Origin of the sequence: Brachybacterium sp. AOP42-C2-15 (assembly GCF_052377065.1) — a bacterium.
Lineage (GTDB): Bacteria > Actinomycetota > Actinomycetes > Actinomycetales > Dermabacteraceae > Brachybacterium.
Map to the genome: position 1 here is coordinate 65,671 of NZ_JBQSWK010000016.1, position 19,701 is coordinate 85,371.

The 19,701-nt window shown below is 70.7% G+C and carries 13 protein-coding genes; 8 read left to right on the plus strand and 5 right to left on the minus strand.

The window, feature by feature from the left end:
- The first annotated feature begins 13 nt into the window (after positions 1-13).
- Positions 14-2,563 (plus strand): NAD-dependent DNA ligase LigA, encoded by a 2,550-nt coding sequence (locus tag ACT3SQ_RS10695; RefSeq protein ID WP_441444799.1) that lies wholly within the window; start codon positions 14-16, stop codon positions 2,561-2,563.
- 33 nt (positions 2,564-2,596) lie between these two features.
- On the opposite strand, the gene ACT3SQ_RS10700 is transcribed toward ACT3SQ_RS10695, so the two are convergent.
- Positions 2,597-4,834, minus strand: coding sequence for a RecQ family ATP-dependent DNA helicase (locus ACT3SQ_RS10700; RefSeq protein ID WP_441444800.1), 2,238 nt, complete (start codon positions 4,832-4,834; stop codon positions 2,597-2,599).
- A 71-nt stretch (positions 4,835-4,905) separates the two neighbouring features.
- Positions 4,906-5,124, minus strand: coding sequence for a hypothetical protein (locus ACT3SQ_RS10705; protein WP_441444801.1), 219 nt, complete (start codon positions 5,122-5,124; stop codon positions 4,906-4,908).
- A gap of 110 nt (positions 5,125-5,234) precedes the next feature.
- On the opposite strand from ACT3SQ_RS10705, the gene ACT3SQ_RS10710 reads away from it, so the two are divergent.
- From ACT3SQ_RS10710 to ilvD, 7 genes are all read left to right on the plus strand, one after another.
- Positions 5,235-6,074 carry a GNAT family N-acetyltransferase gene (locus tag ACT3SQ_RS10710; RefSeq protein WP_441444802.1) on the plus strand — a complete coding sequence of 280 codons (840 nt, stop codon included), beginning with the start codon at positions 5,235-5,237 and terminating at the stop codon, positions 6,072-6,074.
- Between the two features lie 198 nt (positions 6,075-6,272).
- Positions 6,273-6,569, plus strand: coding sequence for an Asp-tRNA(Asn)/Glu-tRNA(Gln) amidotransferase subunit GatC (gatC, locus tag ACT3SQ_RS10715; RefSeq protein WP_193116046.1), 297 nt, complete (start codon positions 6,273-6,275; stop codon positions 6,567-6,569).
- 8 nt (positions 6,570-6,577) lie between these two features.
- Positions 6,578-8,098, plus strand: a complete 1,521-nt coding sequence (gatA, locus tag ACT3SQ_RS10720; RefSeq protein ID WP_441444803.1) for an Asp-tRNA(Asn)/Glu-tRNA(Gln) amidotransferase subunit GatA — start codon at positions 6,578-6,580, stop codon at positions 8,096-8,098.
- Positions 8,098-9,612, plus strand: coding sequence for an Asp-tRNA(Asn)/Glu-tRNA(Gln) amidotransferase subunit GatB (gene gatB, locus ACT3SQ_RS10725; protein ID WP_441444804.1), 1,515 nt, complete (start codon positions 8,098-8,100; stop codon positions 9,610-9,612). The genes gatA and gatB overlap by 1 nt, the downstream gene beginning before the upstream one ends.
- Before the next feature lie 436 nt (positions 9,613-10,048).
- The gene (locus ACT3SQ_RS10730) at positions 10,049-11,770 is read left to right on the plus strand and encodes an alanine/glycine:cation symporter family protein (RefSeq protein WP_444601128.1); all 1,722 of its coding nucleotides are present in this window, start codon (positions 10,049-10,051) and stop codon (positions 11,768-11,770) included.
- 139 nt (positions 11,771-11,909) lie between these two features.
- Positions 11,910-12,773 carry a hypothetical protein gene (locus ACT3SQ_RS10735; protein WP_441444806.1) on the plus strand — a complete coding sequence of 288 codons (864 nt, stop codon included), beginning with the start codon at positions 11,910-11,912 and terminating at the stop codon, positions 12,771-12,773.
- 73 nt (positions 12,774-12,846) lie between these two features.
- A complete protein-coding gene (gene ilvD / locus ACT3SQ_RS10740) occupies positions 12,847-14,679 on the plus strand; it encodes a dihydroxy-acid dehydratase (RefSeq protein ID WP_441444807.1) in 1,833 nt (610 codons plus the stop codon).
- A gap of 270 nt (positions 14,680-14,949) precedes the next feature.
- On the opposite strand, the gene cobA is transcribed toward ilvD, so the two are convergent.
- Genes cobA through nirB form a run of 3 tightly spaced genes read right to left on the minus strand, consistent with a single transcriptional unit; the run spans position 14,950 to position 19,657 of the window.
- On the minus strand, positions 14,950-16,560 hold the full coding sequence (gene cobA / locus ACT3SQ_RS10745) for a uroporphyrinogen-III C-methyltransferase (RefSeq protein WP_444601129.1): 1,611 nt from the start codon (positions 16,558-16,560) through the stop codon (positions 14,950-14,952).
- A complete protein-coding gene (gene nirD / locus ACT3SQ_RS10750; RefSeq protein WP_441444809.1) occupies positions 16,557-16,973 on the minus strand; it encodes a nitrite reductase small subunit NirD in 417 nt (138 codons plus the stop codon). Before nirD ends, cobA begins: the two co-directional genes overlap by 4 nt.
- Positions 16,973-19,657, minus strand: coding sequence for a nitrite reductase large subunit NirB (gene nirB / locus ACT3SQ_RS10755; RefSeq protein ID WP_441444810.1), 2,685 nt, complete (start codon positions 19,655-19,657; stop codon positions 16,973-16,975). Before nirB ends, nirD begins: the two co-directional genes overlap by 1 nt.
- Positions 19,658-19,701: the final 44 nt, after the last annotated feature.

A 19,701-nucleotide genomic window follows, 5' to 3' on the forward strand; every position in this document is an offset into this window, starting at 1 on the left:
TCACAATGTTCTGGTGACCACGAACGAGCAAGGACCCCGCACCGCCGATGAGACCGCGCAGCAGCGCATCGCCTCTCTCACCGCGCAGATCGAGCAGGCGCGCGCGGACTACTACGAGCATGATTCGCCCACCATGGCCGATGCCGAGTACGACCGGCTCGAGCAGGAGCTGCGCTCGCTCGAGGAGGCGAATCCGCAGCTGGCGGCCGAGGATTCTCCCACCCGCACCGTCGGCGGGGCCGCCGCCGCGGGCCTGCCCACGATCGACCATGCCGAGCGGATGCAGAGCCTGGACAACGTGTTCTCGATCGACGAGCTGCGGGAGTGGTGCACGCACGCCGCCGCGGAGCTCGGTGGACAGGCCCGTTATCTCACCGAGCTCAAGATCGACGGACTCGCCATCAACCTCCGCTACGAGCACGGCGAGCTGATCACCGCGGCGACCCGCGGCGACGGGCGCACCGGCGAAGACGTCACCGCAAATGCTCTGCGCATCGTCCAGATCCCGCAGCGGCTCGAGGGCACCGGCCATCCGGCGCTGGTCGAGGTGCGCGGCGAGGTGTTCATGCCCACGGAGGACTTCACGCGCCTGAACGAGTTCCAGCTCGAGCTGCGCGAGCGCGCCGTCGAGGAGTCCCGCACCCGCTGGGAATCCCGGCAGGCCAGCGGCCGTCGGCCCTTCGATGAGCAGCGCGAGCTGCTCGCCGCCACCCGGCGGTTCCCCAGCTTCGCCAATCCGCGGAACACAGCTGCCGGCGGACTGCGCCAGCAGCTGGAGAAGAAGGACGGCCTGGAGCGAGAGGCCGGGGAGGCCAGGCTGGCCGCGCTGAGGCTCACGGTGCACGGGCTCGGGGCCTGGCCGGACCCGCCGGTGGCCTCTCAGAGCGAGATGTACGAGCTGCTCGCCTCGTGGGGGCTGCCCACCAGCCGCTACATGGCCGTCACCGAGTCGATCGATGAGGTGGTCAGCTACGTCGAGCACCACGGCGAGCACCGCCACGACGTCGAGCACGAGATCGACGGGATCGTCGTCAAGATCGATACCTTCGCCCAGCAGCGCGCACTGGGCTCCACCTCCCGTGCCCCGCGCTGGGCGACGGCTTTCAAGTACCCGCCCGAGGAGGTCACCACCAAGCTGCTGGACATCCAGGTGCAGGTGGGCCGTACCGGCAGGGTGACGCCGTTCGGCGTGATGGAGCCGGTCACCGTGGCGGGATCGACCGTCGAGAAGGCGACGCTGCACAACCAGTTCGACGTCGAGCGCAAGGGGGTGCTGATCGGCGACACCATCATCCTGCGCAAGGCAGGAGACGTGATCCCCGAGATCCTCGGCCCGGTCGAGTCACTGCGAGATGGCAGCGAGCGCCTCTTCGTGATGCCCACCCACTGCCCGGCCTGCGGCACCGAGATCCGCCCCGAGAAGGAGGGGGACAAGGACTGGCGCTGCCCCAATCAGAAGGACTGCCCCGCCCAGGTCGCCGGCAGGGTCGAGCACGCAGGCTCCCGCGGGGCCTTCGACATCGAGTCGCTCGGCGAGGAGAGCGCGATCGCGCTGACCGATCCCGACAAGCGCCGTGGTGAGGCACTCGCCGCGCTCGCCGCAGGGCATGCCGTCCACCTGCCGATCCGCGATGCCGCGGACACCGAGCAGCACAACTTCGTGGTGATCAAGAACGGTGAGGTCACCGACGGCACCGACGGAGTGCCGCTGCTGCGGATCACCGCGGTCGACGATCCGCTGCTGCCCGCCCTCCAGCAGCCCGTGATCACCACCGGCTCCGACCTCTTCGACCTCACCCCCGCAGCCCTGCAGGACGTGTACGTCTGGCAGCCGGAGCGCCGGGACGGGGAGCCGACCGGCGATTGGAGGATCCAGCCCGCCTTCTGGTCCCGCCCCCAGTTCCGCCATTACAAGCGCGAGGCGCTCTGGAAGCAGCAGAAGCAGCCGGCAGTGCTGAAGTCCACCGAGACGCTGATGAACGAGCTCGAGAAGGCGAAGGAGCAGCCGCTGTGGCGGGTGCTGGTCGCGCTCTCGATCCGCCATGTGGGACCTGCGGCCGCGCGGTCCCTCGCCACGGCCTACGGCTCGATGGAGGCGATCCGGGCGGCGAGCGTCGAGCAGCTCTCGGACACCGACGGGGTCGGCGGGATCATCGCCGAGGCAGTCGTCGAATGGTTCGCCGTGGACTGGCATCGCGAGCTGGTCGACGGCTGGGCGAACTCGGGCGTGCGGATGGCCGATGAGGTCGCCGAGGGATTCGTGAGGACCCTCGAGGGCCTGACCGTGGTGGTCACCGGCGGCCTCGAGGGATTCACGCGCGACGGGGCGAAGGAGGCGATCATCTCCCGGGGCGGGAAGGCCTCCGGCTCGGTCTCGAAGAAGACCGACTTCGTGGTGGTCGGGGAGAACGCCGGGACGAAGGAGACCAAGGCTCGGGACCTCGGGCTGCGGATCCTCGACGAGGCCGGATTTGTGGCCCTACTCGCCGGCGGCGCCGAGGCGGTCGCCCTCGAGCCCGAGCAGCTCCATGATTCTGCGGCGGAGGAGACTCCGGGGGAGTGATCGCGCCGTCGGACGGGGTCGCCGCCCGGCGGCTCACGCCTCCAGAGCGAGGGCGAGGGGCAGCACCGGTCCGGACCCGGCACGTCGCAGCGCGCGGGCGGCGACGGTCATCGTCCAGCGCGAGGAGATGGTGTCGTCCACCAGCAGCAGCGGAGCCCCCTCCTGCGCCTCGAGCTGCTGCTGCAGCTCCTCGGTGACCACGAAGCGGTCCCAGAGGTCTGCCAGCCGGAAGGCACTGTTCCCGCCCGCGCGCAGGGGCGCGGCGCCCGGGGCGAGCCCGAGCTGCCCGAGGTCGGCGAGCCGGCCCACGGACGCGATGCCAGCGGCGAGGGAGCTCACCAGATGCGGACGGGTCAGCGACGGGACCGCGACCACGGCCGCCGGGCGCTGCTCCCAGTCCCAGGCGGCGAGCACCTCGACGATGCGACGTCCCAGCGCCTCCGGCACCTCGGAGTCCACCGGACGGCCCTCCTCGTCGGTGCGCAGCACCTGACGCAGCAGAGCAGCCCAGCCGAGGTCGGAGGAACGCGCCAGCGCCCGTCCCTCCTCGGCGCGCAGTCCCGCCGGGATGTTCCCGCGCGGGGTGCGCCCGTTCTCGTCGACCACGCCCAGGCGGTCCAGCCCCTGGGGCCACTGCGCGCGCGGAGCCACCGGCACCCCGACCCGCTCCAGCAGCGCGGAGACCTGCTCCGCAGCGCTGCCCTGCTCCGGGGAGGGCAGCGCTGATCCCGTGCCCGGCCCCGGGTACCAGGGGCCCGCGCAGATATCGCAGCGACCGCAGGGGGTCGCGGTGTCATCATCGAGCTGCCGGGCGAGGAACAGCATCCGGCACTGCTGCGGATCCCCGCTGCGCAGCCGCTCGTACTCGAGCATCGCCTGCTGCTCCTCGCGGCGTGCTCGGGCGACGTTCTCGTAGCGCGGCCCGTCGTAGGTCCAGGGCGTTCCGGTCGCGATCCAGCCGCCCTTGACGTTCTGCACCGCTCCGTCGACCGCGAGCACCTTCAGCAGCAGCTCGAGTGCGGTGCGGCGCACGTCCACTCGTGCTTCGAGCGCCGGGGTGGACAGCGGTCGCTCCGAGGAGGCCAGGGCGCTGAGCACCGCGCTCGCGTTCTCCTGGGAGGGCATCGATGCAGTCGCGAAGTACTCCCAGATCGCGCGATCCTCCCGGCCGGGCAGCAGCAGCACGTCCGCGGTCTCGGTGGCACGACCGGCACGGCCCACCTGCTGGTAGTAGGCGACGGGCGAGCTCGGTGCGCCGAGGTGGACCACGAACCCCAGATCCGGCTTGTCGAACCCCATGCCCAGCGCGCTGGTGGCCGCGAGCGCTTTGACCTCGTTGTCCTTCAGCGCCCGTTCCAGCTCGGCTCGCTCCTCCGGATCGGTGCGGCCGGTGTAGGCGCGCACCCGGCGGTCCGGGCGGTCCAGCAGCTCAGCGAGGTCCTCCGCCGCGGAAACCGTGAGGGTGTAGATGATGCCCGAGCCCGGCAGCTGGTCCAGATGCTCCACCAGATAGGACAGGCGGGCCCGATCGTCATCGAGCGAGAGCGACCCCAGGCGCAGCGACGCGCGGGTCAGCGGGCCGCGCAGGGTGAGCACCTCGCTCTCGGCGTCGGTGCCCTGCGGTGCCTGGACGCCCAGCTGCTCGGCGACATCCGCGACCACCCGCGAGTTCGCGGTCGCGGTGGTCGCGAGCACCGGCACGTCCGGGCCGAGCTCGGCGACCAGATCCCGCAGCCGGCGGTAGTCGGGCCGGAAGTCATGGCCCCAGTCGGAGATGCAGTGGGCCTCATCGATCACCAGCAGGCCGCAGCGCTCCACCAGGCGAGGCAGCTGCTCCTCCCGGAAGCGGGGATTGACCAGCCGCTCGGGGGAGACCAGCAGCACATCGATCTGGTCCGCGGCCAGAGCCTGCTCGATATCGGACCACTCGGTGGGGTTCGCGGAGCTGATCGCCTCCGCCCGCACCCCGGCGCGGCGGGCGGCGGCGACCTGGTCGCGCATGAGGGCGATCAGCGGCGAGACGATCAGGGCCGGACCAGCACCCCGACGGCGCTGCAGCAGCGCGGCCAGGAAGTACACCGCGGACTTGCCCCAGCCGGTGCGCTGGACCACCAGCACCCGACGCCGGTCCTGGACCAGCGCGGAGATCGCCTCGAACTGCCCGTCGTGGAAGTCTGCCCCCACGTGACCGGTCAGCGCTTCGAGCGCCTCGCGGGCCTCCTCGCGGAGGGAGAGTGCAGGGGAGGTGGGGGAGTCGATGCCGGCAGTCATGCCCTCAGTGTGACAAGTCCGCACGACGGATGAGTCGCGGCGCTCCGCTGAGGAGCTGCGGCACCGCGCCGTCAGTCCTCCGAGGGGCTCTGGGCGGCCTGCTCCTGCTCGAGGCGACGCAGACGCTCCGAGGTCGACTCGCCATCGCGCAGCGGATCCTCCTTGGTGGCCAGCGCGCGGCGCATCCGTGCCTCGAGCTCCTGAGCCTCACGGAGCACGGGATCATCCGACCGCTGCTCGCCGTCCTCAGGGTCGTGGGCGTGGTAATCGATGTTCGGGTCGACGGACATGTCGAGGTCCCTTCATGGTCGGTGGGGGAAGCAGGAGTCTACCGAAGCGACGGGGCGGCACCGCGCGGGGAGCCCGGCGGCTCCGCGGCAGGATAGGTAGGCTCTGCCCGGTGACCCGACGTACCCGCTCCAGCTCCCGTTCCTCGGCCCCCCGCCCGCTCACGGGCTCCCGACTCGGCGAGGCGCTCATCGCCGGCTGGCGGCCGTTGCAGCGGCTCGACGTCGACGGCTTCGCGCTGCTGCGCTCACGCGGCGTCACCAAGCGTGCACACAGCATCATCGCGCTCGACCCCCCGACCTCCCCCGAAGCGCTCGCCGCAGCGCTGGACCGGGTGGAGTCACTGGTCACGATGGCGGGAGAGCATCCTGTCCACCGGATCATCGAGGGCGTCACCCCGGAGGAGCTGGATGAGCTGCTCGCCGCCCGCGGGGACCGCAGCGTCGGCGGCAGCGAGATCCTGGAGCTGGCGCTGTCCGGCGCTCTGCCCCGCCCGCACCCCTCGGCAGTGATCGCCACCGGCGGACTCGACGAGGACTGGTTCGCGGCCGCCTGGCGGCTCGCTCCGCGCGAAGGAGAGGACTCCCGCCGCACGATGCACGACATCCTCGCCGGCACTCCCGCGGTCCAGGTGCGCCTTCCCGCCGGGCAGACGCCGGACGCCGCCGTGGGCCGCGCCGCCCTGGTCGAGGTGGGGAAGGAGACCGTCGCGGTGCTCAACATGGTCGCGGTCGACCCCGCGCAACGACGCCGGGGCCTGGGCCGCGCCCTGTCCGGCACGCTCCTCGCCTTCGCCGCGGTCCAGGGAGCGCAGCGGGTCCTGCTCGAGGTCGAGTCGGACAACACCCCTGCCCGCACCCTGTACCGGGACCTCGGCTTCCGCCGGATCGGCGGCTATCACTACCGGGTGCCGGCAGCGGCAGCCGTTCCGGGGGCGCCGCTCAGCGAGTGAACGGGTGAAGGCTCGTTCACGGAGCTCTGTGGCAGGTCGCAGCTGCTCCGTGGCGCTCAGCGGCGCTCAGCGGCGCCACGCCGGATGCGCCGGGCGGTGGGATCGCGGTGGGATCGGGGGCCATGATCCCGCTCTCCCTTCCCGTGCGCCGGGGCCCGTCGGCCCGCGAGGTCACTGCGTCGACCTAGAATGACCCACATGCCTTCGATCGGACGAGATGACGTCGCACGCCTCGCCGACCTCGCACGGATCCAGCTCACCGATGAGGAGATCGACCGCTTCGCCGGCGAGTTCGACTCCATCATGGATGCTGTCGCCTCCGTGTCCGAGGTCGCCACCGAGGATGTTCCCGCGACGTCCCACCCCATTGCCATGACGAACGTCTTCCGTGAGGACGTCGTCGAGACCACCTTGACCCAGGAGCAGGCGCTCGCCGGCGCTCCTGAGGCGCAGGACGGCCGCTTCGCCGTCCCGCAGATCCTGGGCGAGGAGTGACCCCACAGATGACCCCCCAGAACCAGACCGACATCATCCGCCGCAGCGCCGCCGCCCAGGCCGCCGCGCTGACCGCCGGTGAGATCTCCTCCGAGGAGCTCACCCGCGCCCACCTGGACCGCATCGCCGCCGTCGACGGCGATCTGAACGCTTTCCTCCACGTCAACACCGACGAGGCCCTCGACGCCGCCCGCGAGGTCGACACCCGCCGCGCAGCCGGCGAGCAGCTGCACGGTCTGGCCGGCGTCCCCATCGCCGTCAAGGACGTCGTGGTCACCGAGGGCCAGCCCACCACCGCGGGCTCCAAGATCCTCGAGGGGTGGATCCCTCCCTACGACGCGACCCTGGTCACGGCCCTGCGCAAGGCCGGTCTGCCGATCCTCGGCAAGACCAACATGGACGAGTTCGCGATGGGCTCGTCCACCGAGACCAGCGCCTACGGCCCCACCCGCAACCCTTGGGACCGCGACCGGATCCCCGGCGGCTCCGGCGGCGGCTCCGCCGCGGCAGTGGGCGCCTACGAGGCCCCGCTCGCGATCGGCACCGACACCGGCGGCTCGATCCGTCAGCCTGGCGCCGTCACCGGCACCGTGGGCGTCAAGCCCACCTACGGCTCCGTCTCCCGCTACGGGCTGATCGCCATGGCCAGCTCGCTGGACCAGGCCGGCCCCGTGACCCGCACCGTCGAGGATTCGGCGCTGCTGCATGAGCTGATCGCCGGGCACGACCCGCATGACTCGACCTCCCTCACCGATGCCGTCGGCCCCTTCGCCGCGGCCGCCCGCAGCAAGGACGTCAAGGGCCTGCGCGTGGGTGTCATCGAGGAGCTCGAGGGCGAGGGCTTCGCCCCCGAGGTCAGCGCCCGCTTCGCCGAGTCGCTCGAGCAGCTCGAGCGCGCCGGAGCGGAGATCGTGCGCGTCTCGTGCCCGAACTTCCGCTACGCGCTGGGCGCCTACTACCTGATCATGCCCTCGGAGGCGTCGAGCAACCTCGCGAAGTTCGATGGCATGCGCTTCGGCCTGCGCGTGGTCCCCGAGGACCACCCCACCGCCGAGAACGTCATGAAGGCGACGCGCGGCGCCGGCTTCGGCGACGAGGTCAAGCGCCGCATCCTGCTGGGCACCTACGCCCTGTCGGCCGGCTACTTCGACGCCTACTACGGCAGCGCCCAGAAGGTGCGCACGCTCGTCCAGCGCGACTTCGCCGCCGCCTTCGAACAGGTCGACGTGCTCGCCTCGCCGACCGCCCCGACGGTCGCCTTCCGCCTCGGCGAGAAGGTCGACGATCCCACCGCGATGTACATGAACGACATCGCCACCATCCCCGCCAACCTCGCCGGCGTGCCGGGCATCTCGCTGCCCAGCGGCCTCGCCGAGGACGGCCTGCCCGCCGGCATCCAGTTCCTCGCCCCGGCCCGCGCCGACGAGCGCCTGTACCGCGTGGGCGGCGCCCTGGAGGCACTGCTCGAGGACTCCTGGGGCGGACCCCTGCTGGCCAAGGCCCCCGAGCTCACCGGAGGAGCGAACTGATGAGCACTGCATCCGATATCGAACTCGTCGACTACGACGAGGCCATCTCGCGCTTCGACCCCGTGCTCGGCATCGAGGTCCACGTCGAGCTGGGCACCGCCACCAAGATGTTCGACGGCGCGCCGAACATCTTCGCGGCCGAGCCGAACACGGCGATCACCCCCACCTCGCTCGGCCTGCCCGGCGCGCTGCCGGTCGTGAACCACAAGGCCGTCGAGTACGCGATCAAGATCGGTCTGGCGCTGAACTGCTCGATCGCCGAGACCTGCCGCTTCTCGCGCAAGCAGTACTTCTACCCCGACCTCACGAAGAACTTCCAGACCTCGCAGTACGACGAGCCCATCGCCTATGAGGGCTGGGTCGACATCGAGCTGGAGGATGGCGAGATCATCCGGGTCGAGATCGAGCGCGCCCACATGGAGGAGGACGCCGGCAAGAACACCCACGTCGGGGGCTCCACCGGGCGCATCCACGGAGCGACTCACTCGCAGGTCGATTACAACCGCGCCGGTGTGCCGCTGGTCGAGATCGTCACCAAGCCGATCCCGAACACCAAGGGGCGCGCCCCCGAGGTCGCCGCGGCCTACGTGCGCACCCTGCGCGACATCTTCCGGGCGCTGGACGTCTCCGAGGCGAAGATGGAGCGCGGCAATGTGCGCGCCGACATCAACGTCTCCCTGCGGGACAGCCCCGAGGCGGAGCTGGGCACCCGCACCGAGACGAAGAACGTGAACTCCTTCCGCTCGATCGAGCGCACGGTCCGCTACGAGATCTCCCGCCAGGCGGGCGTGCTCGATGCCGGCCAGAAGGTCATCCAGGAGACGCGCCACTTCCACGAGGACACCGGCGGCACCTCCTCGGGTCGCCCGAAGTCCGATGCGGAGGACTACCGCTACTTCCCCGAGCCGGACCTCGTGCCGGTCGCGCCGAGCCGGGAGTGGGTCGAGGAGATTCGCACGAGCCTGCCCGAGCTGCCCGCCGCGCGTCGGCGTCGTCTGCGAGGCGAATGGGGCTTCAGCGACCTCGAGATGCGGGACGTCATCAATGCCGACGCCCTCGATCTCATCGAGGCGACCGTCGCCGCCGGTGCGAGTGCGCAGAGCGCCCGCAAGTGGTGGATGGGTGAGCTGGCCCGCATCGCGAAGGACCGCGACCTCGACATCACAGCCCTCGACGTCACTCCTGCCCAGGTCGCCGAGCTGCAGAGCCTGGTCGACGGGAAGAAGATCAACGACAAGATCGCCAAGCAGGTCCTCACCAAGGTGCTCGAGGGCCAGGGCGACCCGACCGCGATCGTCGAGGCCGAGGGCCTCGCAGTGGTCTCCGACGACTCGGTGCTCACCGGCGCCGTGGATCAGGCGATCGCCGACAACCCCGATGTGGTCGCGAAGATCCGCAGCGGCAAGGTCCAGGCCATCGGCGCCCTCATCGGCCCGATCATGAAGGCCACCCGCGGCCAGGCCGACGCCGGCCGCGTGCGCGAGATCATCATGGAGAAGCTCGGCGTGAGCTGAGGTCCGTGATCTGTGGACGGCCCGACCCCGCCTCAGGCGGGGCCGGGCCGTCCGCCGTTCCGGGTCCAGGCCCGGGTACAGGTGCGGGCTCTGCTCGGGCTCGGGCTCGGGCTCGGGCTCTGGGGCGGTGGCGGGCACCGGCACCGCCGACGGGCGGCGTCGTTGTGAACGACCGCATACCAAAGGTCAAGACTTGGTAAATTGTCTCGGTGCCAGATTGTCCGACAAAGGGGAGCCTCCGGCCACGCTTCGGCCATGTGGCCAGCGAGAACCCACCTCTCCTGCGCCGCCCACAGCACTGACTCACCGGTATCTCAGCGTCTGTACAGTCGTCGATGCCCGTGCGCCAGCGCCTCCCCGGATCGTCGGGTGACGGCAGCGGCGCCATGACACCGACACCACAGGCGGACCATCCCGCCGGAGGAGAACGCGCCCGATGACAGGCATAGACGCAGCCGTGGAACGATACTTCGGCCCGATCGCGGACTGGCTCAGCGCCGTCGTGTTCTTCGAGGTCCCGGTCTTAGGCGGAGTGCCCGTCATCGTGGTCTGGCTGATGGCCGCCGCGGTGTTCCTCACGGTCTGGCTGCGCTTCCAGCCGATCACCGGGCTCAAGCACTCGATCCGGGTGATCCGCGGGCGATACACCGCCAAGACCGATCCGGGGGAGGTCTCGAGCTACCAGGCGCTGGCCACCGAGCTCTCGGGCACGGTGGGGCTGGGCAACATCGCCGGCGTCGCGGTGGCGATCAGCGCGGGAGGGCCGGGTGCGGCGCTGTGGATCGCGATCTTCGGCTTCTTCGCGATGAGCGTGAAGATGGCCGAAGCCACCCTTGGAGTGCTGTTCCGCAAGGTCAACGAGGACGGGACCACCGAGGGCGGCCCCATGTACTACCTGCGGGATGGCCTCGCCTCGATCGGCCGCAAGCGCCTGGGCGGCGTGCTGGCGGTCCTGTATGCGGTCTTCGCCCTGGTCGGTGTGTTCGGTGCCGGAAACCTCTTCCAGGCCAATCAGGTCGCAGCCATCATCTCCGGCGCGACGGGCAGCGGCTTCCTGCAGGGGAACAGCTGGGTCATCGGGGTGGTGCTCGCGGTGCTCGCTGGCGCCGTGGTGCTCGGCGGCGTGAAGTCGATCGCGCGCTGGACCTCCGCACTCACACCTGCCATGGCCGTGCTCTACACCGCCTGCATCCTGATCATCCTGGCTGTCAACATCACTGCCGTCCCGCAGGCCTTCGGTCAGATCTTCACCGGTGCCTTCACGGCGGACGGAGTCACCGGCGGCATCATCGGCGTCGCCGTGATCGGCATCCAGCGAGCCCTGTTCTCCAACGCGGCGGGTGTCGGATCTGCCGGGATGGCGCACAGCGCCTCGAAGACCAAGGAGCCCGCCACCGAGGGCTTCACCGCGATGTGGGAGCCGCTGGTCGACTCGATCGGCATCTGCATGCTTACCGCCCTCGCGATCGTGGTCACCGGCGTGTACACCACCGGAGACGCCGACGGAGTGGCCCTCACCGCGAGCGCCTTCGCGACGGTGACCGGCTGGTTCCCCATCCTGCTCACCATCGCGGTGACGCTGTTCGGCTTCTCGACGATCCTCGCCTACGCCTACTACGGCGAGCTGAACGCGATGTTCCTCTTCGGCAGCAGCAACGGCGTGAAGACCGGGTTCCGCATCATCTGGGTGCTGGCCATCGTGGTCGGTGCAGCGATCTCGCTGGACTCGGTGATCGCCTTCTCCGACGCCATGTTCTTCCTCATGGCCCTCCCGAACCTGCTCGGCATCTACTTCCTCGCCCGCGTGCTGCGGCTGGAGATCCTGCGTCACAAGTACCGCGTGAGCATCGGCGCGTTGGAAGAGGTCGAACCCGCGCTCCAGGTGGGCATGGGCGACCATGAGCCCACCCCCGAGCAGGTTGCGGCTGAGCGCGTGCGGACCCTGACCGAGGAGCTGCGGCTGTCGGATCTGCATCGACAGCTCGCCGAGGACCCGGACTTCCCGGTTCGTGCGGACCACCACGACGAAGAGCTCACCTCTCCGATGGGCGCACCGGAGGGGTGGGGCCTGGCGATCGATCCCGACGCAGCGCAGGACCTCGACGCAGCGCCGGACCTCGACGGCGATGCTCTCGCGAAGGACCCGGCCGGGAGGTGACCTCGGGCAGGGGAGGTGCTGAGCCGGCCCCTGCCGGGTGGACCCGCCGAGCGACGCCGATTACCGTCATCCGGAGGTCCACCCGGAACCGTCCGGGACGAGCACGGGCCGGCAGCGTTGCACTGGGGGAACGGCCGTCATGAGCATGCAGGGGACCAGGGGCGTGCGCAGAGCTGCGCGCAGTCTGTGCCGGAGCACCACCCGGGGGGCTGCGCTGGTCGCTGTCGCAGCTCTCGCGCTGGCGGGCTGCACGCGCGGCGGCGATGAGCCGACGCAGCCGTCCGCGCCGAGTCCGACGACCACGCAGCAGCCCGGTGCGACGACTCCGGCCCCGTCCGAGTCCGAGGAGACCGCGCCCGGCGCGGAGGGCGCTGACCCTGCGGCGAGCGACGGGGGAGGAGCACACACCGCCGATCCCACCGACCCCGGCAGCCACTACCTCTTCCTGCCCCTCCTCGACGGCGCCGAGAAGGTCCCCGCCGAGGAGGTCGGCAGCCAGGTCAGCACCTTCCTGGAGGCCACGGTGAGCAACCCGGACTGTCCCGGTGACGTTCTCCTCGGGGAGCAGATCAGGTGCACCGGGGGCAGCATCGAAGGAGACGCCCTTGAGGATGTCTCCGAAACCTGGGATGTGGCCCTGGTGCGAACCACCAACGGGAACACCGCCCTGATCGTGCGCGCCGCCGCCGAGGACGCCGGGGAGCTCCGGCTGCAGGCAGACCAGACTTTCCACTTCGCCTATCTGGTGGGCCAGGACGAGACCCCCGAGACGATCGCCGCCGCGACCGAGGAGGGCTTCCGCGCGACCCAGGTCAGCGACGGGCCCTCCGATGTGGAGATCACCGCAGCCTGCGACGAGGGCGAGGAGTTCGAGCGCTCGATGGTCTGCGAGGTCGAGGGCGAGCGACCCGCCGACGCCGCGGGCACCTGGTTCGGGATCGGCCACGACAGCTTCATCGAGGACTCGGCGGTCTACCTCTTCGTGGAGCAGACGGGACGTTAGACGACCAGAGACCTCACCGTCCGCTGTCCGGATGGTGACACCGGCATCTCGCATGGCGGCGTAGCATGCCTGCATGGTTCAGCTCCGTTCCCGCACCTCGACCCACGGCCGCAATATGGCCGGCGCTCGCGCCCTGTGGCGCGCCACCGGCATGAAGAGCGGCGACTTCGGCAAACCGATCATCGCGATCGCGAACTCCTACACCCAGTTCGTGCCGGGCCACGTCCACCTCAAGAACATGGGGGACCTGGTCGCCGGGGCGATCGAGGAGGCCGGCGGTGTCTCCAAGGAGTTCAACACCATCGCCGTGGATGACGGCATCGCCATGGGCCACGGCGGCATGCTCTACTCGCTGCCCAGCCGCGACATCATCGCTGACTCCATCGAGTACATGGTCAACGCCCACACCGCGGACGCGCTGGTGTGCATCTCCAACTGCGACAAGATCACCCCGGGCCACATGATGGCCGCGATGCGGCTGAACATCCCCGTCGTGTTCGTCTCTGGCGGCCCCTCGGAGTCCGGCAAGCCGATCGAGGGCGTCACCGAGCACCGCATCGACCTGGTCGATGCGATGTCGCTGTCGGCCGATGACTCCATCACCGACGCACAGCTGGCGGAGGTGGAGGAGAACGCCTGCCCCACCTGCGGCTCCTGCTCCGGCATGTTCACCGCGAACTCGATGAACTGCCTCACCGAGGTGCTCGGCCTCTCCCTGCCGGGCAACGGCACCACGCTCGCCACGCACGCCTTCCGCAAGGAGCTCTTCCTCGAGGCCGGGCGGAAGATCGTCGAGCTCTCCAAGCGCTACTACGAGGACGGCGACGAGTCGGTGCTGCCGCGCTCGATCGCGACCAAGGCCGCGTTCGGGAACGCCATGGCGATGGACGTGGCGATGGGCGGCTCGACAAACACCATCCTGCACATACTCGCCGTCGCGATCGAGGGCGGCGTCGACTTCGGCCTGGACGACATCGACCGCATCTCGCGCCTGGTGCCCACCCTGTCCAAGGTCGCCCCGAACGGCACCGCGCACGTGGAGGACGTCCACCGCGCCGGGGGGATCCCCGCGATCCTCGGCGAGTTGGACCGGGCCGGACTGCTGGACCACTCCATCCACACCGTCCACTCCCCGGACCTCGCCAGCTGGCTCGCGGAGTGGGATATCCGCGGCGGCACCGCCTCGAAGAAGGCCGAGGCGCTCTTCCACGCCGCCCCCGGCGGAGTGCGCACCACCCAGGCCTTCTCGACCACGAACACCTGGGACGAGTTGGACACCGACGGGGAGAACGGCGTGGTCCGCTCCGTCCCGCACGCCTACACCAAGGACGGCGGCCTCGCCGTGCTCAAGGGCAACCTCGCGCGGGACGGTGCGGTGTTCAAGACCGCCGGCATCACCGAGGATCTCTTCCACTTCGAGGGCACCGCGGTGGTCTGCGACTCCCAGGAGGTGGCCGTCCAGAAGATCCTCGACAAGACGGTCAAGGCCGGCGACGTCGTGGTGATCCGCTACGAGGGTCCGCAGGGCGGTCCCGGCATGCAGGAGATGCTCTACCCGACCTCGTTCCTCAAGGGGCGGGGCCTGGGTAAGACCTGTGCCCTGATCACCGACGGCCGCTTCTCCGGCGGCACCAGCGGCGTCTCCATCGGCCACATCTCGCCGGAGGCGGCCGAGGGCGGGCTGATCGGTCTGATCGAGGACGGCGACAAGATCATCATGGATGTCGACAAGCGCCTGCTCGAGCTGGATGTGCCCGAGGACGAGCTCGAGCGCCGCCGCGCGGCGAAGGGCCCGCTGCCGTGGCGCCCTGAGAACCGCGACCGCAAGGTCTCCCAGGCGCTCAAGGTCTACGCCCACCTGGTGCGCTCGGCGACCTACGGCGCCACCCGCCGGCACCTGGACTGAGGCTCTGGACTGAGGCTCTGGACTGAGGCTCTGGACTGAGGCTCTGGACTGAGGCTCTGGACTGAGCCGAGCAGGTCTCCATCCCCTCTGAGCTGTCGCCTGGCACATGCCGTGGCGACAGCTCAGAGGGGATGCTCGTGAGTTGCGTGAGTTGCGTGAGTTGCGTGAGTTGCGTGAGTTGCGTGTGCTGCGTGGGGTGCGGCGCGGGCAGCCTGGACGGCGTGGGCTACGGCGTTGCGGGACGCCAGCTCCTGCCCGCTATCCCATCCCTCAGGCGCCCAGCACGGAGCGGTAGCGGTCCACCGCGATCTCGGCGATCAACGGGTGGTCTCCCAGCGGCGCCGCCACCAGATCCGCGCCGACCTGCCGCAGCTGGGCATGGAAGTAGCCGGGAGCCAGCAGATAGGTGGCGACCACCACCCGGGCTCCGGTGCGCTTCCGAGCCTGGGTCACGGCATCGGCGACCGTGGGCTGCGCCGCGGCGATGAAGCCGACGGTCACCTCGCGCTGGAGCCGTGCGGAGAGCAGCGCGCCCATCTGCGCGGCCATCTTCTGCCCCGCCCGGTCGCGGGTGCCGGCGACCGCCATCACCACTGCGTCATCAGGCTGGGCCCCTGCCTCCTGAAGTCGCTGGGCCATCACCTCGGCGAGCCGGGGATCAGGGCCGAGAGGCGCTGCGGCCAGCGCTTGGTGACCGGCGACAGCGCCGGCGATGTCCTCGCCCACGTGGAAACCGGTGGATAGCAGCAGCGGCACCACCACCGCGGCCGGCGGGGTGTCCTCCTCGCGGGTGCGCACGGTGGTGCTCGCCGGCGCCAGTTGGGTCACGACCTCGGCGACCTCCGGGCTCTGCACATCCACGTACGCCTCCCGCACGGCGACGGAGGGGAGCTGCTCGGCGATCCGGCGCAGGATCGCCCGGATCACGTCACGGCCCTCGCGCAGCCGGGTGCCGTGCGCGCAGCCGATGAGCACGGGCACCGCGGCGCGGTCCGCCAGCTCGGTCGCAGGCAGCGCCTCCCGCCCCGCCCCGCGTACCGGAGCGGCAGGGGAGTCGGTGGCGCCGGGAGCGGCAGGGAAGTCGGGGGATCCGGGGGAGCCGGGGGAGTGAGCCCCCAGGAACCCCTCGGCCGAGGTGCGGCCCACCGTGATCACCGCGGGGTAGCCGACGCCGGCCTCCCGCACCGTCTTCTCGATCGTGGCCAGGGTGCCGCGCACGCTCCGCTGCTCGGGCAGGGTCGCGCTCTGGATCACCGCGACCGGGGTCTCGGGGGCGACGCCGTTCAGCAGCGCTTGGGAGACCAGCCGGGGCAGCCACCCCACGCCCATCATCAGCACGGTGGTGGTGCCGGGATCCCGGAGCGCCGCGAGATCCGCGGGACCGAGATCTCCGTGGGCGTTGACCACGTGCAGAGCGACCGCGGCACCGCGATGGGTGACCGGGACATCCCCGGCCGCGGGGCCGGCGATGGCGGAGGTCACGCCGGGCACCACCTGCACCTCGATGCCGGCGGCGCGGCAGGCCAGGACCTCCTCGCCGCCGCGGCCCAGCAGGAACGGGTCCCCGCCCTTGAGCCGCACCACGCGACGGCCGGCCCGGGCGTGCTCGACCAGCAGCGCCCCGATCTGCTCCTGGGTGCGGGAGGGATGCCCGGGGGTCTTGCCCACGTCGATCAGCGTCACCTCCGTGCCCAGCCGCTCGGTGAGGCCGCGCGGTCCCAGCCGGTCCACGACCACCACGTCCGCCTGCTGCAGCAGGTGCAGCCCGCGCACGGTGATCAGGTCGAGGGCGCCGGGCCCGCCGCCCACCAGCGCCACGGCACCGGGGGAGAGCGTCGCGTCGCCCAGCACCCCGTCGAATGAGGGGAGGGCGGCGGTCATGGGGCGATCCCGGTGGCGCCGGCTGCGAGAGGTCGGGGCGTGGCGGAGACCAGAACCCGGCCGTCCCGCACCTGCGCCTCGTGCACTGCGATCGGGAGCTTTTCGCCGCCGCCGGCGTCGAGCACCTCACCGGTGTCGAGGTTCCAGGCCTGCTTGTACATCGGTGAGGCGATCGTGGGCACCAGTTCCCCGGGCTCCTCACCGTCACTGCTGACCTCATGCGAGCCGATCAGCCCGCGTGAGAGCACGTTGGTCCCGGAGTACGGGTCGCGTTGCTGGCAGGCGCGTACAGAGTCGTCGACCAGGCGGAACACCGCCACCTGGTCGTCTCCGAGCAGCGCCGCGGCACCGCGCTCGACCGAGAGGTCGCTGAGTGCGCAGACATCGATCATGGTCTGGTCCTGGGTGGTCATCAGCGGATCTCCTCGCCGTCGACGGAATCGCCCAGCGGGCTGGTCGCCCCCAGGCTGAGTGAGGCCAGTGCCCGTGCCCGGACAGGGTCGGGCGCGGTGTGCTGGTCCATCTCGTTCGCCGGTCGCATCTGACCGCGCTCGGGCACCCAGGCGAGATCCGGATCGGCCACTCCGGGGGCGTTGATGAAGGAGACGAACTTGGCCATGCGCTGCGGGTCGTCGAGGGTGGCGGTCCACTCATCCTCATAGGTCGCGACGTGGTTGGCCATCTGCGCCTCGAGCTCCTCGCCGATGCCGAGGGAGTCCTCGACGATCACCCGGCGCAGCTCCTCGATCCCGCCCGCGCGGTCCTCGACCCAGCGCGCGGTGCGCTGGACCTTGTCGGCCTCTTGGATGTACAGCATCAGGAAGCGGTCTATGCACTTGACGAGGGTCTCGTCATCGAGGTCCTCGATGAGCAGCTGGGCGTGGGCAGGCTGGGCGCCGCCGTTGCCGCCGACGTACAGGTTCCAGCCCTTGGTCGTCGCGATCACGCCGACGTCCTTCGCGCGGGCCTCGGCACACTCGCGTGCACAGCCGGAGACCCCGACCTTGAGCTTGTGCGGGGAGCGCAGGCCGCGGTATCGCCGCTCGAGCGCGACGGCCATCGAGGTGGAGTCCTGCACGCCGTAGCGGCACCAGGTGGAGCCCACACAGGACTTCACCATCCGCAGCGACTTCCCGTAGGCGTGGCCGGATTCGAAGCCAGCATCGACCAGGCGCCGCCAGATCTCGGGCAGCTGATCCAGCCGCGCCCCGAACATGCCGATCCGCTGGGCGCCGTTGAGCTTGAGGTACAGGCCGTAGTCGATGGCGACCTGGGCGAGGACCAGCAGCTGCTCGGGCGTGACCTCTCCGGCGGGCATCCGGGGGATCACCGAATAGGTGCCGTTCTTCTGGATGTTCGCCATCACGTGGTCGTTGGTGTCCTGGAGCGATCCCAGCTGCTCGCCGACCGGCGAGTGCAGGCGCCCGGAGGTGGTGCCGAGGCTCGACAGCAGCGAGGCGACGACGGGCTTGCACACCGCGCAGCCGCGGCCCCGGCCGAAGGCGGTGACGATCTCGGTGAAGGTCTGCTGACCGCCCTCCTTGACCAGCTGGTACAGCTCGGCGCGGGAATGGGCGAAGTGCTCGCACATCGCGGTGGAGACCGCGATGCCAGAGCGCTCGAGCTCCTTGTTCAGCAGCTTCGTCAGGGTGGGCACGCACGAGCCGCACACCGTGCCCGCGGTCGTGCACTCCTTGACCTCGCCGAGCGTGGTGCAGCCATGCTCGGTCACCGAGGCGCGGATGGTGCCTGCGGAGACGTTGTTGCAGGAGCAGACCACCGCATCGTCGGGCAGCTCGGCATCGGCCATCGCGTCCCCGCCCTCGGGGGCGATCACGGCCGACGGGTCCGCGCCCAGGGCGCGGCCGATCAGAGGGCGCAGCTGGGAGAACAGCTCGATGTCTCCCACGAACACGCCGCCCAGCAGCACCTTCGCATCATCGGACATCACCAGCTTGCGGTACTTGCGGTTCACGGGGTCAACGAAGGCGACCTCGAGGGCTCCGGCGGTGACGGCGTTGACGTCGCCGAAGGCGGCGGCGTCCACCCCCACTCCCTTGAGCTTGGTGCCGTCGTCCTTGCGCTGATGGGTGCGGGTGCCGCCCAGGAAGCGGTCCACGACCACATCGGCCATGTCGTTGCCCGGGGCGATGAGCCCGGCGCAGGCCTCCTGGAAGGAGGCGCATTCGCCGATCGCCCAGATCGCGGGGTCGGAGGTCTGGCAGGAATCGCCGACGACCACGCCGCCGCGCTCGCCGATCGCGAGCCCCGCCTCGCGGGCGAGCCGGTCCCGGGGGCGGATGCCGGTGGAGAAGATGACCACGTCCGCGTCGAGGGTGGAGTCGTCGGAGAGCACTGCGGTGCCGACCTGTCCGTCCCCGGCGGGCTGGAAGCGGGAGGCGCCGACCCCGGTGCGCACGTCGATGCCCTTGTCCTGGATCAGCAGGCGCAGCATCTCCCCGCCGCCCTGGTCGAGCTGGACCGCCATCACCCGGTCGGCGAACTCGACCACGGTCGAGGCGGCACCGAGATCCTGCAGCGCGGCCGCGGCCTCGAGGCCCAGCACGCCGCCGCCGACCACAACGCCGCGGACCTGGCGTCCCAGCGTCTTCTCGCGGAGCGCCACCCATTCGGCGATCTGCTCGACGTCGCCCACGGTGCGATAGGAGAAGATCCCCGGCAGCTCGCTTCCGTCGGCACGCGGCGCCCAGGCCCAGGAGCCGGTGGCGAGGATCAGCCGGTCGTAGGGAATGGTGGTGCCGGACGTCGTGGTCACGTGAGCGGCGACCCGGTCGATCGTCTCGGCCTTGTCCCCGGTGAGCAGGCTGATGCGCGGGTCCTCCCAGACGGAGACGTCCAGGGAGAGCAGGTCGGCGTTGCGGGAGGCGAACCAGTTCGACAGGTGCACCCGGTCGTAGGGCTGCTGTGGCTCCTCGCCGATGACGGTGAGCGTCCACCGCCCCTCGGGGTCCTGCGCGCGAAGGCGCGCGGCGAAGCGATGACCGGTCATGCCGCCACCGATCACGACGATGCGCTGATCGGCCAGCGGCGCGTGCTCCGCGGGGGCGATGAGTGGGGAGTGTCCTGGGGTGCTCATGGCTGCTGTTCTCGAACCTCTCGGGGGCCGGGTGGCGTCGCTCA